This is a genomic window from Pantoea rwandensis, assembly GCF_002095475.1.
In the GTDB taxonomy this organism is placed as follows: domain Bacteria; phylum Pseudomonadota; class Gammaproteobacteria; order Enterobacterales; family Enterobacteriaceae; genus Pantoea; species Pantoea rwandensis.
The window spans coordinates 1-14,779 of record NZ_MLFR01000024.1 but is presented as its reverse complement, the minus strand read 5'-3'; the positions used below and the strand labels follow the sequence as shown (position 1 = coordinate 14,779).

Sequence of the window (14,779 nt, the reverse complement as noted above, 5' to 3'; positions counted from 1 at the left end):
AAATGGATACGCCCCTCGGAACAGATTTGTCCCGCTTGGTTCGCATCTGGCGTGCCTTGATTGATCAGCGTTTGAAACCGCTTGAGTTGACACAGACACATTGGGTGACGTTACACAATATTCATCAACTTCCGCCAGAACAGTCGCAGATCCAGCTGGCGAAGGCGATCGGTATCGAACAGCCTTCACTGGTTCGTACATTGGATCAGCTGGAAGACAAGGGGTTAATCACCCGTGCGACTTGTGCCAACGATCGTCGTGCTAAGCGTATCAAGCTGACCAAGCAGGCTGAGCCGATTATTGAACAGGTTGAAAGCGTGATTGATGCCACGCGGGACGATATCCTCTCCGGCATCAGCCTGGAGGAGATCAACCAGATGGTGACACTGATTGCCAGACTGGAAAAAAACATTCTCGAGTTACAAAACCGCGAGAAATAAAAAAACCGACGCTAAGGCGTCGGTTTTTTTTATCTTTCCACTCAGCGTGGAGAAACGGTCACTTGGCTGCCGTTGGAAGCCATGACTACGCGCTGGCCCACTGAGTAACGGGTAGCGGCTTGCTTCTGCACCACCATGATGGTGTTGCCATCATCTTTACGAATTTCCAGCTCAACACCATCGGATTTGTTCACTGCACCCTGAACGCCTTGGCCTGCTACGCCGCCCAGTACCGCACCGCCTGCTGTTGCCAGGCTACGGCCGGTGCCACCACCGATGGTATTACCGAGGAAACCACCCAGTACCGCACCACCAATGGCACCAATCACGTTGTTTTCATCGCCGCCCTGGATTTTAACCGGACGAACCGATACCAGAGTACCGTAAGAAACACTTTGTACTTGTTTGGCTTCATTGGCGCTATACACATCACCGGAAAGGGTGTCATTGCTGACACAACCTGCCAGCGTTAGGCCGGTCAGTGCCACGGCTACAAAACGCTTAATCATCAGAAAGCTCCTTAATGCAAAAAAACGCCATGTTCTCGTCCTCTACTGCTTGAGTATAAGACAGAAAGCTGGCAATTGACTCTACGTCCAAATTTTACGCGGCTGAAGCGAAGCATAGACTATCGCCCATCAACAAAAATTCAATTTCGTGCTGAAAATATTTTTGTGTTGCGTTGCTGTGTGCTGCGCAGTTGAAAAACGGAATTTTATCATAGAATTAGCCGCTATTATTTGCCAAGCTAAACAGAGTCTAAGATAAGTCTCGCGCGTGGGTAAGGAACCGCTATGAAATCAGGACGCTACATCGGCGTGATGTCCGGCACCAGCCTGGATGGCGTAGACGTGGTGCTGGCAGCCATTGATCACCATATGGTGGCCCAGCAAGCCAGCTACTGTCACCCAATGCCGTTGGCCATCCGTCAGCAGGTACTGGCAATCTGCCAAGGACAGCCATTGACGCTGTCACAACTCGGCCAGTTGGACACTCAGTTGGGCAAGCTGTTTGCCGAAGCTGTGCTCACTCTGATGCAACAGCAATCGCTGGAAGCCAGCGACATCATGGCCATTGGTTGCCATGGGCAAACGGTATGGCATGAACCGCAAAGTGATGCACCCAACACACTACAGATTGGTGATAATAATCAAATCGTTGCCGCGACGGGAGTTACGGTAGTCGGGGATTTCCGCCGTCGTGATATGGCGTTAGGTGGGCAGGGCGCCCCCTTAGTGCCCGCGTTCCATCAGGCGCTATTAATGGATAGCGTTGAGCGCCGCATGGTCTTGAATATCGGTGGCATTGCAAACTTATCGTTACTGATACCCGGTCAGCCTGTGCGGGGCTTTGACACTGGGCCCGGCAATATGCTGATTGATGCGTGGATCTGGCGCCACAAAGGCCTCGCCTACGATAAAGATGCCAACTGGGCACGCAGTGGTCAGGTGGTGCCCGCACTGCTGGAAGACATGTTAAACGATCCCTGGTTCGCATTATTGCCGCCGAAAAGTACCGGGCGTGAATATTTCAATCTTGGCTGGGTCGAGCGCCAGTTGCAGCGTTTTCCCGCACTGGCACCCCAGGATGTTCAGGCTACGCTTTGTGAACTCACCGTATTAACTATTGTGCAGCAGGTGCAGCTTCATGATGGCTGTGACCGTCTATTGGTCTGTGGCGGTGGTGGCCGTAATCCATTATTGATGGCTCGTCTGGCGGCGCATCTGCCGGGTACGGAAGTAGCGACCACCGACGAAGCGGGTATCAGCGGTGATGATATGGAAGCACTGGCTTTTGCCTGGCTGGCTTACCGCACGTTATCAGGTTTGCCGGGCAACTTGCCCGCCGTGACGGGCGCACGTGAAATGAGTGTGTTGGGTGCAATCTATCCGGCCAATGCCCGAGCAACGCGTTAAGGAGCAAAGCATGAAAAAAGTGGTTATTTTGTTGGGAAGTCTGGTGATGTTAAGTGGCTGCGGTATGCTGCATAAACAGGAACAGACCCCACAAACATTACGCTATCAGTGCGGCACATTGCCGCTGACCGTCACGCTCGACAATGCGAAGCAGCAGGTCAGCTTTATTCTAGATGGTAAACCGTTAACGCTGACGCAAACCGTTTCGGCCTCAGGCGCACGTTACAGTGACGGAACCTATGTCTTCTGGTCGAAAGGTCACGGTGCCTTTGTTGAGCGTAATGATAAAATCGTAATTAATGACTGTGAATTGCAAAACGCGGATGCGTCCGCCCAGTAACCAAGAGAATCAGCATGAGCGACAGTGACAGCTTGCAAAATATTGCCCATTTGCGCCGTGAGTACACCCGTGGCGGGCTGCGACGTAATGATCTGCCAGACAATCCTCTGGCACTGTTTGAACAGTGGTTGAAGCAGGCGTGTGATGCGCAATTGCCGGATCCCACGGCGATGACGGTCGCTACAGTGGACAGCAGTGGACAGCCTTATCAGCGTATTGTGTTGCTCAAACACTATGACGAGCAGGGAATGGTGTTTTATACCAATCTCGGCAGCCGCAAAGCGCTGCAGCTGGCTGACAATCCGCGCATCTCGCTGCACTTTCCTTGGCATTATCTTGAACGTCAGGTGATGGTGTTAGGAGAAGTGGAAAAACTGTCGCCACTGGAAGTACTGAAATACTTCAGCAGTCGTCCACGTGATAGCCAGATTGGCGCTTGGGTGTCGAAGCAGTCGAGCCGTATTTCGGCACGCGGTGTACTGGAAGGCAAGTTCCTCGAGTTAAAACAGAAATTCCAGCAAGGTGAGGTGCCGTTACCCAGTTTCTGGGGTGGATATCGCGTCAAATTCCACACCGTGGAGTTCTGGCAGGGAGGCGAACATCGTCTGCACGATCGCTTCCTCTATCAACGAGACGGCAATGGTTGGTCGATTGACCGTTTAGCGCCGTAAAACTGCGTTTTACCCCCTTCAAACGCTGGCGCAGTTGGCGCCAGCGCTTTATGCTATAGCCCTCTTTTTTTTCGTATCCGCATCTCAGCGGAAAGCTGTGTACCAGCCTAGGTGCAGTCTGATCAATTTGGAGTCAGTGATGACCAGCAGTAACCTGATACAACAATTGCAAGAAAGGGGCTTAGTCGCCCAGGTAACGGATGAGGAAGCGTTAGCAGAGCGACTGGCGCAAGGGCCAATTGCACTCTATTGCGGCTTCGATCCGACCGCTGATAGCTTGCACTTGGGCCATCTGGTGCCGCTGCTCTGCCTGAAACGTTTTCAGGACGCCGGACACAAGCCGGTCGCGCTGGTGGGTGGTGCCACCGGTCTGATTGGCGATCCCAGCTTTAAAGCAGCAGAACGTAAACTCAACACCGCTGATACCGTAGGCGAATGGGTCGAAAAAATCCGCAACCAGGTTGCACCTTTCCTGAGCTTCGACTGCGGCGATAACAGTGCCATTGCCGCGAACAACTACGACTGGTTTGGTGGCATGAACGTGCTGACCTTCCTGCGTGACATCGGTAAACACTTCTCTGTAAACCAGATGATCAACCGTGAAGCGGTCAAGCAGCGTTTAAACCGTGAAGATCAGGGCATCTCCTACACCGAGTTTTCTTACAACTTGCTGCAGGGTTACGATTTCGCTGAACTGAACAAGCGTCACGATGTGGTGCTGCAGATTGGCGGTTCCGACCAGTGGGGTAACATCACCTCAGGTATTGATCTGACTCGTCGCCTGCATCAGCAGCAGGCTTGGGGCTTAACCGTTCCCCTAATCACTAAATCAGATGGCACCAAATTCGGTAAAACCGAAGGTGGCGCGGTGTGGCTTGATGCCAAGAAAACCAGCCCGTACAAGTTCTACCAGTTCTGGATTAATACCGCAGATGCTGACGTCTATCGCTTCCTGAAGTTCTTCACCTTCATGAGCATTGAAGAGATCAATGCGCTGGAAGAAGAAGACAAGAACAGCGGTAAAGCGCCACGCGCGCAATATGTGCTGGCAGAGTTAGTCACCCGTCTGGTTCACGGCGAAGCCGGTCTGACGGCCGCTAAACGTATCACTGACAGCCTGTTTTCGGGCAGCCTGACGGAGATGACCGAAGCGGACTTCGAGCAACTGGCGCAGGACGGTATGCCGGTGATCAATCTGAACGCCGAAGATGATCTGCAGCAGGCGCTGGTCGCGGCTGAGCTGGTGCCTTCACGCGGTCAGGCACGCACCATGATCGGTTCAAACGCCGTTTCGCTTAACGGTGAAAAACAATCTGACGCCGAGTATCGTTTCAGCGAGAGTGACAAACTGTTTGGTCGCTTTACGCTGTTGCGTCGCGGTAAAAAACACTACTGCCTGATTAACTGGCAGTAAGGTTCGAGGGCCGGTTTCCGGCCCTTTTTTATGGCAAGGCAGTACAGGGCAATAATGAAAAATATCCTCGCAATCCAATCTCATGTGGTTTATGGCCACGCCGGTAACAGCGCCGCCGAATTTCCGATGCGTCGTATGGGCGCAAACGTTTGGCCGTTAAATACCGTACAGTTCTCTAACCACACGCAGTATGGCCACTGGACCGGAACCGTGATGCCCGCAACCCATTTGACGGATATCGTTAAAGGTATTGCGGCCATCGACCGTCTGAAGACCTGTGATGCGGTGCTGAGCGGCTATTTAGGTTCTGCTGAACAGGGCGAGCAGATTCTGGAGATCGTGCGTCTGGTGAAAGCCGCCAACCCGAACGCTTGGTTCTTCTGCGATCCGGTGATGGGCCATCCTGAGAAGGGGTGTATTGTGGCCCCGGGTGTTGCGGAGTTTCATTGCAAGATGGCGATGCCTGCGAGCGATATCATCGCGCCCAATCTGTTAGAACTGGAAATGCTCAGCGGCCATGAAGTGGCGAACGTTGAGCAGGCCGTTGTCGCAGCACGCGCATTGGTGGCACAAGGCCCTAAAGTGGTGCTGGTGAAACACTTAGCCCGTGCTGGACGTCGCAGCGATCGCTTTGAGATGCTGTTAGTTACCGCCGATGAGTGCTGGCACATCAGCCGTCCGCTGGTGGATTTTGGCGTACGCCAACCGGTCGGCGTGGGCGATTTGACCAGTGGTCTGCTGTTAGTGGATTTGCTGCACGGTAAATCACTGCAAGACGCGCTGGAGCACATAACGGCGGCGGTGTATGAAGTGATGCTAAAAACCCACGAGATGGGTGAGTATGAGTTGCAATTGGTGGCAGCGCAGGATGCGATTGCCCAGCCGACTCAGTATTTTGCCGCTGAGAAACTGTAACGGTATAAAAGGGCGGCACTTGGCCTAATATTATTCACTTAAGTGCGTTTTTTAGTCGCCATGAATGGCGACCCTACAGTTTTCGGTGCGGTTTTCGTAGGGTACGCATTCATGCATTCCGGGTTAAATACGCACTTATTAGCTTAAGTGAACGGCTTTTGGCCGCCTTTTTTGCACTCAGTTCAACCCTTCGGCCTTCAGTGCGGCCTGCACCGCAGGACGTTCAGCCACGCGATTAAACCAAGCTTCTAACGCGTCCAGTCCGCTCAAATCCAGCTTGATGGCTTTCGCCCAACGCGTCACCACAAACAGATAGACATCGGCCACGGTATAGCGCAGACCCATCAGCCACTGTTTGTCCTGAAGCACGTCATTTACCGCCTGATATTTTTTCTCAAGCTGTGCGCGCACAATGGCTTTGTACTCTTCTGGCGTGTCCGGGCGGAACAGCGGTGAGAAGGTTTTGTGTAACTCGCTGCTGACAAAGCTCAGCCATTCCAGCGTGTGATAGCGTGTCAAACTGCCCGTCGGTGCCAGCAAATTGCGGTCTGGTTTGAGATCTGCCAGATATTGCACGATAGCAACGCCTTCAGTCAGCAAACTACCATCATCAAACTGCAGGGCGGGAACTTGTCCTTTCGGGTTAATCTGCCAGTAATCCTCTCCCTGCTCGGTGACCTTTTTCTGCAGATCGACATTCACCTGCGTAAAATCCAGTCCGCATTCACGCGCAACGATATGCGGTGACAGGGAACAGGCACCGGGCTTGCAATAGAGTTTCATCATGGCTTCTCCTGAAGTGTTGTTGTGATCGAAACAGCATAAATCTGCTAAAAATTTTTACCAGTGACAGCGATCAGGAATTCCGGTCTGCATTGCGTTTTTCTTCAGCAAAACAGGGGAGCGATGGCAACTGATCGAGTGCAAAATCCCAGAACTGACGCACCTTTGGCGTCATGTTTTTGACTCGCTGTGTGACCAGCTGCACCGGTAACGGTGCGGGTTCCCACTCGGGTAATAATCGGATCAGTTTCCCGTCCTGTAGATCATCAATCACCTGGTATGACAGCAAGCGGCCAATCCCCTGGCCGCCGCGTAAGGTTTCCAGCTGGCTTTCAATATCATTGACGCGCAGACGTGGCAAAATGCGCACCCGCAAATCCTGAGCAAAGCGCCATTCACGGGTATGGCGTAGGCTGGTGATCACCACATGTTGGTGGAGGTCTGCTGGATGCGAGGGCACACCTGCGCGTTGCAAATAGTCAGGGCTGGCCACCAAGGTAGAACGGACACTGCCCACTTTGCGCGCCACCATCGAGGAATCCTGTAACTCGCCAATGCGCAGCGCAATATCCAGGCCATTTTCAATCAGATCCTGGTAGCTATCACTTAGCACCACTTCAATTTGCATGTCGGGATGCTGCTGCAAGAAGGCATTGACCAGCGGCATCACGTGTCGCCGACCAAAGGGGACGGGCGCGGTAATACGCAGCAGCCCTTGTAGGCCGCTATGGTGCGCGCTGTCCATCGCATGCTGATAATCGCTTAAGAGTTGCTGCGCCTGCTCAAACAGCTGCCAGCCGGCTTCAGTGGGGGCCAGTTGCCGAGTGGTACGTTCAATTAATGTCGTGCCGAAGCGCGTCTCTAAAGCACTCAGCGTGCGGGTAATGACGGGAGGGGAACGCTGTAGTAGACGGGCTGCGCCTGCCATGCTGCCTTGCTGAATCACCGCGACAAATACTTGTAGCTCTTCAAATCGGTCCATGGTGATTCCAGCAGGATGAACAGGGAGCCGCCATCATGCGGGTAAGAGCTTAAAAAGCGAAGCTTTGACAGCAGGAAACGTTAAAGAAGGTGGAAGAAAAAGCGAGGAAAAGAAAAAGCCGGGCGAACCCGGCTTAATTTTAATCGAAGACGTTACTGATTCGCGTTAACGCTTTTCAGTTCAGTCTGCGCATCACTCTGCGTCATGCGGTTAAGCAGTGGCGCGGTGATCAGCATCAGGATGGCGATGGCACCGGTCGCAATACCAATCTGCTGGAACACATGGCTGTAAACGGCCAGTGAAGCGTGGGGATCGGTCACATCATTCGGTACGGCCATCAGGTTAGCCACTTTACCGGCAATCATCGCTGCGCCAGCGGTGGTGAGGAACCAAGAACCCATGATGAAGCCCATCAGACGTTGTGGCACTAACTGGGCCACCATCGCTAAACCAAGGCCAGAGATCATTAATTCGCCCACACTCTGCAGCGCATAACTGATGATCAGCCAGTTCACGGAAACGATGCCAGCATCGTTGGCGAATTTGGCACCGAACGGCAACACCAGGAACGCAGCCGAGCACAGCACCATACCAATCGCAAACTTATGCGGCATAGGCAGTTTGTCGCCCAGTTTGTTATAGACCGCAGCAAGAATTGGGCTGGCCAGCATGATCCAGAACGGGTTCAGCGCCTGGAACTGCTCTGGCTCAAAAGTGATGCCCAGGATGGCATGTTCAACGTTACGGATGGCGAAGAAGTTCAAAGAGGTCGGCATCTGCATGTACAGCACGAAAAACACAATCGCTTCCAGCATCAGCAGGAAGGCGACGATCATTTTACGACGTGCAGCACCCTGCATTGCGAATGCTTCTTTCGCGAACACCAGCACAATACCGATGGCAATCACACCCAGCGCCATACGCGCGATGCTCTGGTGATGCAGTAACCAAGCTGCGATGGCAATCAAGGCAACCACGCCGACCAGCGTCATCAGCAGTTTACCTACGTGGAGCGGTGCGAAGTCGGGTTTAGAACCGTAGTTTTTAACCATACGCTGGCAGAACAGGAAGTTCAGCAGCGTGATCACCAGACCGACGACCGACAGCGAGAACGCAGCGCCCCAACCGTAGTGGGCAGCCAGCCATGGCGTCAGCATCATGGAGAACAGCGAACCGATGTTGATCGACATATAGAACATGGTGAAGGCACCGTCGATACGCGGATCGTCTTTCTCATAGCAGGTAGACAGCAGAGAAGATGGGTTTGCCTTGAATAAACCACTACCGACAGCAATGGTGGCCATACCCGCATAGACCATGGCGGTGTCGTGGCCAGAGAAGGTAATCAGTGCATAACCCAAAGCCAGCACCATCACGCCGAGAACGATCACGCGTTTAGTGCCGAGCACTTTGTCGCCCAACCAGCCGCCGATGGCAACCATACCGTAGACCAATGCGCTGAACGAGGTGAACAGGGTAATGGAGTCTGCTTCGGTCATCCCCAGTTGTTTCACCAGGTAAACCGCCATGATGGCCTGGAGACCATAGAAGCCAAAACGCTCCCACAGTTCGATGGAGAAGATCAGATAAAACGCTTTCGGTTGCTTGAACGCGTTGAGGCTTACTGCCTCGTCAGTGTGTTTGTTTGCAGTTGACACGTGTACCTCAGTTTATACATAGCCTGTTTTGCGACAGGAATTAAGTCTGCGTCGGGTGGGGTAATCCCGCGCAACATTTTTATTAGAAAGGAAAAACGGCGCCTAATTTGGCTGAATCAGGCCATCAGGGCAAGCATTTTCTGCACGCTGAAATACTTGTAACAGGTAGGGTTAATGCCGTTATAAGAAGATCTAAATCAGTGTTAAATATTGCTGGGTGGGATTATATCAGAATAAACATAGCAGATGGAGATCTTCGGGATCATTTTCCTGATATAAACCGCTTGTGGTGCCTTTTGCAGAATATAACGCTGTAGATGATTATTTATACCAATATTAAGCCCACGCTTGATGGTATTCTAAGCATAATGGGTTGATTATTGAGCGTAATAAGCAATAGGAAGTTTCCAGAAGGCTAATTTGTTGATCCTGCGCACAAAATTACGAATTAATTTCGGTCGTAAAAGAAGAAAACGTTTGCGTGGTCAACGTATGTCGAGTAAATCACCAAGTGGATGGATATTTGACCGCACAAAACGCAGGCATTAACCAAAATGTGCGTAAGCGAAAGTGAGATTAAAAGCTTAAAATTCCGTTTAGACAGTGCGCCAGGTTTGCTGTAACCTCGTTTTTTCCCTGAAAGGACGTAACCATGACGCAGTCAGTTCGTGTCGCCCTTATTGGCGATTACCGTGCCAGTGCCGTCGCGCACCAAGCTATTCCTCCTGCAGTACAGTTCGCCGCAAAGTCCCTCTCACTCGATGTCACCGCAGACTGGATCGCTACCCCAGAGATTCAACAGCATAATATGGCGGATTACGACGCCATCTGGGTGGTACCAGGCAGCCCATACCTTAATGACGCAGGTGTATTCGAGACGATTCGCTGGGCGCGTGAGCACCACAAACCGTTCCTGGGTTCTTGTGGAGGTTTCCAATACGCAGTCGTGGAATACGCGCGAAATGCGTTGGGATGGGAAGACGCCGCACATGCCGAAACCGATAAACATGGGCGTTGGGTGATTGCCCCGCTGGCCTGTTCGTTGGTCGAGCAGCGTGGCACCGTGACGTTCGAACCGGGATCGCGCATTGCGCAGGCGTATGGTGCTTTAGAAAGTGACGAAGGGTATCACTGTAACTTCGGTGTTAATCCCGAATTTAGCGCCGCGTTGGCGACGCAGAACCTAAAAATCACCTCGTGGGATGTGGAAGGGGACGTTCGCGGGGTTGAATTGACCGACCATCCGTTCTTTGTGGCAACGCTGTTCCAGTCTGAACGTGCTGCGCTGCAAAACCGTCTTTCACCGCTGGTAGTCGCCTGGTTGCAGGCCGCAGCGAGCGTAAAGTCTTAACCTGGTTTGCCTGTGCGCACCCGACGAAATTGAGCAGTATCGTCGCAGGGTTGCCCTTGAAGGTGACTTGAAGCACCGGCGCTGCTGTTACGCATCCAGACACAACAGCGGTTTACGCGCGCGTCCTGACTGATGATACGTCTCAATGGCCGCGCGCCACTCCGACAGCGGAAAAATCTCTACCTCGCCACAATCACTGCTGCGCAACAACGACCAAACTTCCGCGAACAGTTGCTGCCACTCAGCTGCGCTGATATCACCCAATGTGTGACGTACATGGAACCAATGTAACAGCGGGCGGGCCGCGTTAACCTGAACAGGTTTACCACTCAACACGCCGTAAGCCACGAAGTGCGCCTGCTCCGGCAGCGTTTGCCAAATGCGCTGCCCAACATCCCCTCCCACGGCATCGAACACCACATCTGAATGGGCGCTGAGCGCCTGAATCGCGTCAACGGCAGATTCCAGCACCGCATCCAAACCCATGGCGTGTAACCTTGCAGCATGCGCAGGCGAGCGATGCACCACAATTACACGGTTCGCACCCTGTAATTGTGCCCACTGAGCCAGCAGCAACGCGCAAGCGGATCCGCCGGCGGTGATCAGGACATTCTTCCCCGCCACTGGCCACGTTTTCAGCATAAGTAGCGCCGCCAAAGGATTGATATAAGCCCGAGCAGCCAGCGTCCCTGTGATGTCATCCGGCACGGGGATCGCTAACGGTGCTTTGACATCGACATAGCGCTGCCAACATCCCATCCCACGTAATGGCAGTACGCGTTTCCCCAACAGGTGTTGGAAAGCGGAGGGCGCCTGAACAACGGTGCCAACGCCTTCATATCCCGCCACCTGAGGCGGCGCAACACGATGACGATAAGCACCGGTAATCGGGATCAGATCGGAAGCATTGATCGGGGAATAGTGCATTTGCACGCGCAACACATCATCGGCGCAAGGGGATAAGGGCGCGGATTCCAGCGTGAGTACCTGAGCGGGATCGCCAAATTGCCGATACCAGAGCGCCAGATTAGGTTCCACTCGCGGCGATGGATCAGAGGTCAGTTTTGGCGTCAAACTCACACAAATCTTCAATCAGGCAGGAGCCACAGCGTGGTTTACGTGCGATACAGGTGTAACGGCCATGTAAAATCAGCCAATGATGGCAATCGACTTTGAAGGCAGATGGCACCACTTTAATCAGCTTATCTTCTACCTCTTCCACATTCTTGCCGGGCGCAAAGCGCGTGCGGTTGCTGACACGGAAGATATGGGTATCGACGGCAATCGTTGGCCAGCCAAAAGCCGTGTTAAGCACCACATTCGCGGTTTTACGTCCCACGCCCGGCAGCGCTTCCAGTGCCGCTCGATCTTCGGGCACTTCACCGCCATGCTGCTCGATGAGAATACGACAGGTCTTAATCACATTCTCAGCTTTGCTGTTAAACAGGCCGATGGTCTTGATGTACTCTTTCACCCCATCAACGCCCAGCGCCAGCACGGCGGCTGGCGTATTGGCGACAGGATAGAGTTTTGCGGTGGCTTTATTGACGCTAACATCCGTTGCTTGCGCGGAAAGGAGCACCGCAATCAATAGCTCGAATGGCGAGCTAAAGTTGAGTTCAGTGGTGGGATGCGGGTTGTCATCACGCAAACGCGTAAGAATTTGCAGACGCTTATCTTTATTCACACGGCATTCCCGGTTTCACCTTGCGGTGCAGCCTCTGGCGCAGCAGCACGATTCGCCGCGCGTTGTTTCATCTTCTGGTCGATTAAGTATTTGCCTGCCAGCAGCATACCTAAGCCAATAAATGCACCCGGCGGCAGCATGGCGAGCAGCATGGGTGAATCAAAGTGGAAGACTTCAATACGCAGCGCTTTAGCCCATGGGCCCAACAGCTGGTCGGCACCGTTGAACAGGGTGCCACTGCCAATCAATTCACGAATAGAACCCAGCGTCACCATGGCACAGGTCGCACCCATGCCAATCGCAAAGCCATCCAGCGCTGAAAGCGGGATGCTGCTTTTAGACGCGACGGCTTCCGCGCGACCCACGACGATGCAGTTGGTCACGATCAGTGGGATGAAGATCCCCAGCGACTGGTAAAGACCATAGGCGTAAGCGTTGATCAGCATCTGCACACAGCTCACCACTGAAGCGATGATCATGACGTAAATCGGAATACGGATTTCTGCTGGCACCCAGCGGCGCGAGGCAGAAATGGCGCTGTTGGTGATGGTCAGGACTAATGTGGTGGCCAGTCCCAGTCCAAGGGCATTGGTGGCCGTTGACGTCACAGCCAATAATGGACACAGGCCAAGCAGCTGAACTAATGCGGAGTTATTTTTCCAAAGGCCGCCGACCAGCAGGGTTTTCGCTTCACTCATGGTGCATCTCCACATTCAGGCAGCGAAGAGAGCTTCGCTGGCAACGTTTCAATCAGCAGGGCGGTACGCTTGGTCGCGTTAACCACTGCGCGGGGTGTAATGGTCGCACCGGTAAATTGATCGAATTCACCGCCATCTTTTTTCACCGCAAAGTTCTTATCGTCGGCACCGTGAACCACTTTGCCGTTAAAACTGTTGATCCAGTCAGAAATACGCAACTCAATCTTATCGCCTAGTCCCGGTGTTTCGTGATGTTCTACCACACGCACGCCCAGAACTTTGCCATGGAAATCGGCACCCACCAGCATCTGAATCGCACCAGAATAGCCGTCTGGCGCGGTAGTCTCAAGCGCGGCTGCAACAGGTTGATCGCCTTTGCGCGCCAGATAGAGATGATGGGGTTTGTCATTACCCAACGCCGCCGCATCGGTCACCAGAAAACACTCTTGCTGAATGTGATTGTCGTACATATCGGTGGGCACCACCTGATCGAGCAGGTTTTTTTGCTGTAGTGCCGTCTGATGTTCCACCGTGGGCTTAGTGACATAGTTCACCACTGCAGTCACGCCGGTGGTAATCACTGCAAATGCCGCCAACGTCACGGCGTTTTTACGAATAGCATCGAACATCATTAATCCTTGCGATGGCCATAAACGCGCGGCTGGGTGTAGTAATCAATCAGCGGCACACAAATGTTCGCCAGCAGAACCGCAAAGGCCACACCGTCTGGATAACCCCCAAAACTGCGAATCAGCCACACCAGCAAACCAATCAGTGCACCGTAAACCAGGCGACCACGGTTGGTGGTAGAGGCGGTGACCGGATCGGTGGCGATAAAGAACGCGCCGAGCATGGTCGCACCTGAGAACAAATGAATCAGCGGCGAGTTCAGCGATTCCGGAGAGAACAACCAACCCAAGGTCGCGCAGAATGCCAGCGATACGAGGAAGCTGACCGGTATGTGCCAGCGAATAGCATTCTTCGCCAGCAGCAGCATCCCACCCAGCAAATAGCCGAGGTTAATCCACTGCCAGCCTAATCCGGCCAACATACCGGTATAAATCGGCTCTGCCAGCAACTGCTCTGCACTGTGCCCCGCACGCAAGCCGGTTTTGAAGGTATCCAGTGGTGTGGCCTGGCTGACACCATCAACACCAAGCTGCAACTGCTGCATAGTTTCACCCGCCAGCGTATGGTTGGTGAAAACCATGCTGAGTGAATCCAGCAGGCCAGGTTTAATGGCTTGCAAGCTGTCAGGCGGCAACCAGCTGGTCATCTGCACCGGGAAGGAGATGAGCAGGACGACATAACCCACCATTGCCGGATTGAAAGGGTTTTGCCCCAATCCGCCATACAGCTGTTTGGCGATCACGATAGCAAAGACGGTGCCAATCACCACCAGCCACCAGGGCGCCAGCGGCGGCAAACTGATGCCCAGCAGCAGCGCGGTGAGCAGGGCGGAATTGTCAGAGAGTGTCGGAACCACCGGTGTTTTGCGCAGACGTAAAATGGCGCCTTCAGCGATCCATGCGGTGGCGGTCGCCAGCAAAACCTGAATCAGAAAACCCACGGCAAAGAAATACCATTGCGCGGCCATGCCCGGCAGCGCAGCCAGCACCACCAGCAGCATGATGTTACCGGTGCTGCGGCGGTTATGGGTGTAAGGAGAACTTGCGATACGAAAAGCCATTTATTCCTCAGTCGTCGAAGGCTGCTGCTGCGCTTTACGCGCTTTGGCACGGGCGACCGCGGCAGCAATTGCTGCTTTGCGTGGGTCGGCGGAGTCAGGAGAGGCAGCAGCCTCCACTTGAGAAGATGATTCAGGTGCTGCATCAGCAGCTTCAGGCGCTTGTTCTGCGGCTGCAGCGGATTTCTTCGCTTTGGCACGGGCAATGGCGGCTTCAACCGCTGCTTTACGCGGATC

The 14,779-nt window shown here is 53.5% G+C and carries 16 protein-coding genes and 1 pseudogene; 7 read left to right on the top strand and 10 right to left on the bottom strand.

Features of this window, described 5'->3' with window-relative positions:
• Positions 1-2 precede the first annotated feature (2 nt).
• The gene (gene slyA, locus HA51_RS19435; RefSeq protein WP_039334192.1) at positions 3-440 is read left to right on the top strand and encodes a transcriptional regulator SlyA; all 438 of its coding nucleotides are present in this window, start codon (positions 3-5) and stop codon (positions 438-440) included.
• Positions 441-481: 41 nt separating this feature from the next.
• Here slyA and slyB read toward each other — a convergent pair whose 3' ends face one another.
• Entirely contained in the window at positions 482-949 is a 468-nt protein-coding gene (slyB, locus tag HA51_RS19430; protein ID WP_034821586.1) for an outer membrane lipoprotein SlyB, read from the bottom strand.
• Positions 950-1,234: 285 nt separating this feature from the next.
• Here slyB and anmK point away from each other — a divergent pair, with 285 nt between their 5' ends.
• From anmK to pdxY, 5 genes are all read left to right on the top strand, one after another.
• Entirely contained in the window at positions 1,235-2,356 is a 1,122-nt protein-coding gene (anmK, locus tag HA51_RS19425) for an anhydro-N-acetylmuramic acid kinase (RefSeq protein WP_084936230.1), read from the top strand.
• Between the two features lie 10 nt (positions 2,357-2,366).
• Positions 2,367-2,696, top strand: a complete 330-nt coding sequence (locus tag HA51_RS19420; protein WP_084936229.1) for an MliC family protein — start codon at positions 2,367-2,369, stop codon at positions 2,694-2,696.
• A gap of 14 nt (positions 2,697-2,710) precedes the next feature.
• Positions 2,711-3,367: a pyridoxamine 5'-phosphate oxidase gene (gene pdxH, locus HA51_RS19415; RefSeq protein ID WP_084936228.1), complete on the top strand. Its 657-nt coding sequence runs from the start codon at positions 2,711-2,713 to the stop codon at positions 3,365-3,367.
• Between the two features lie 139 nt (positions 3,368-3,506).
• The gene (gene tyrS / locus HA51_RS19410) at positions 3,507-4,781 is read left to right on the top strand and encodes a tyrosine--tRNA ligase (protein ID WP_084936227.1); all 1,275 of its coding nucleotides are present in this window, start codon (positions 3,507-3,509) and stop codon (positions 4,779-4,781) included.
• A 51-nt stretch (positions 4,782-4,832) separates the two neighbouring features.
• Positions 4,833-5,696, top strand: a complete 864-nt coding sequence (gene pdxY, locus HA51_RS19405) for a pyridoxal kinase PdxY (protein ID WP_211282971.1) — start codon at positions 4,833-4,835, stop codon at positions 5,694-5,696.
• Between the two features lie 177 nt (positions 5,697-5,873).
• On the opposite strand, the gene gstA is transcribed toward pdxY, so the two are convergent.
• From gstA to dtpA, 3 genes are all read right to left on the bottom strand, one after another.
• Entirely contained in the window at positions 5,874-6,479 is a 606-nt protein-coding gene (gene gstA, locus HA51_RS19400) for a glutathione transferase GstA (protein ID WP_211282970.1), read from the bottom strand.
• A gap of 73 nt (positions 6,480-6,552) precedes the next feature.
• Complete coding sequence (locus tag HA51_RS19395) at positions 6,553-7,461, bottom strand: LysR family transcriptional regulator (protein WP_084936224.1); 909 nt, start codon at positions 7,459-7,461, stop codon at positions 6,553-6,555.
• A gap of 152 nt (positions 7,462-7,613) precedes the next feature.
• On the bottom strand, positions 7,614-9,119 hold the full coding sequence (gene dtpA / locus HA51_RS19390; RefSeq protein WP_084936223.1) for a dipeptide/tripeptide permease DtpA: 1,506 nt from the start codon (positions 9,117-9,119) through the stop codon (positions 7,614-7,616).
• A gap of 652 nt (positions 9,120-9,771) precedes the next feature.
• On the opposite strand from dtpA, the gene HA51_RS19385 reads away from it, so the two are divergent.
• The gene (locus HA51_RS19385; RefSeq protein ID WP_084936222.1) at positions 9,772-10,470 is read left to right on the top strand and encodes a CTP synthase C-terminal region-related (seleno)protein; all 699 of its coding nucleotides are present in this window, start codon (positions 9,772-9,774) and stop codon (positions 10,468-10,470) included.
• Positions 10,471-10,557: 87 nt separating this feature from the next.
• On the opposite strand, the gene HA51_RS19380 is transcribed toward HA51_RS19385, so the two are convergent.
• From HA51_RS19380 to HA51_RS19355, 6 genes and pseudogenes are all read right to left on the bottom strand, one after another.
• Positions 10,558-11,397: a zinc-dependent alcohol dehydrogenase family protein gene (locus HA51_RS19380; RefSeq protein WP_425435769.1), complete on the bottom strand. Its 840-nt coding sequence runs from the start codon at positions 11,395-11,397 to the stop codon at positions 10,558-10,560.
• 124 nt (positions 11,398-11,521) lie between these two features.
• Complete coding sequence (gene nth / locus HA51_RS19375; RefSeq protein WP_084936221.1) at positions 11,522-12,157, bottom strand: endonuclease III; 636 nt, start codon at positions 12,155-12,157, stop codon at positions 11,522-11,524.
• A complete protein-coding gene (locus HA51_RS19370; RefSeq protein ID WP_084936220.1) occupies positions 12,154-12,855 on the bottom strand; it encodes an electron transport complex subunit E in 702 nt (233 codons plus the stop codon). Before HA51_RS19370 ends, nth begins: the two co-directional genes overlap by 4 nt.
• Positions 12,852-13,484 carry an electron transport complex subunit RsxG gene (rsxG, locus tag HA51_RS19365; RefSeq protein ID WP_169718794.1) on the bottom strand — a complete coding sequence of 211 codons (633 nt, stop codon included), beginning with the start codon at positions 13,482-13,484 and terminating at the stop codon, positions 12,852-12,854. The genes HA51_RS19370 and rsxG overlap by 4 nt, the downstream gene beginning before the upstream one ends.
• Before the next feature lie 2 nt (positions 13,485-13,486).
• Complete coding sequence (gene rsxD / locus HA51_RS19360) at positions 13,487-14,545, bottom strand: electron transport complex subunit RsxD (RefSeq protein ID WP_084936218.1); 1,059 nt, start codon at positions 14,543-14,545, stop codon at positions 13,487-13,489.
• Positions 14,546-14,779, bottom strand: a pseudogene (locus HA51_RS19355) (electron transport complex subunit RsxC); the annotation flags it as partial.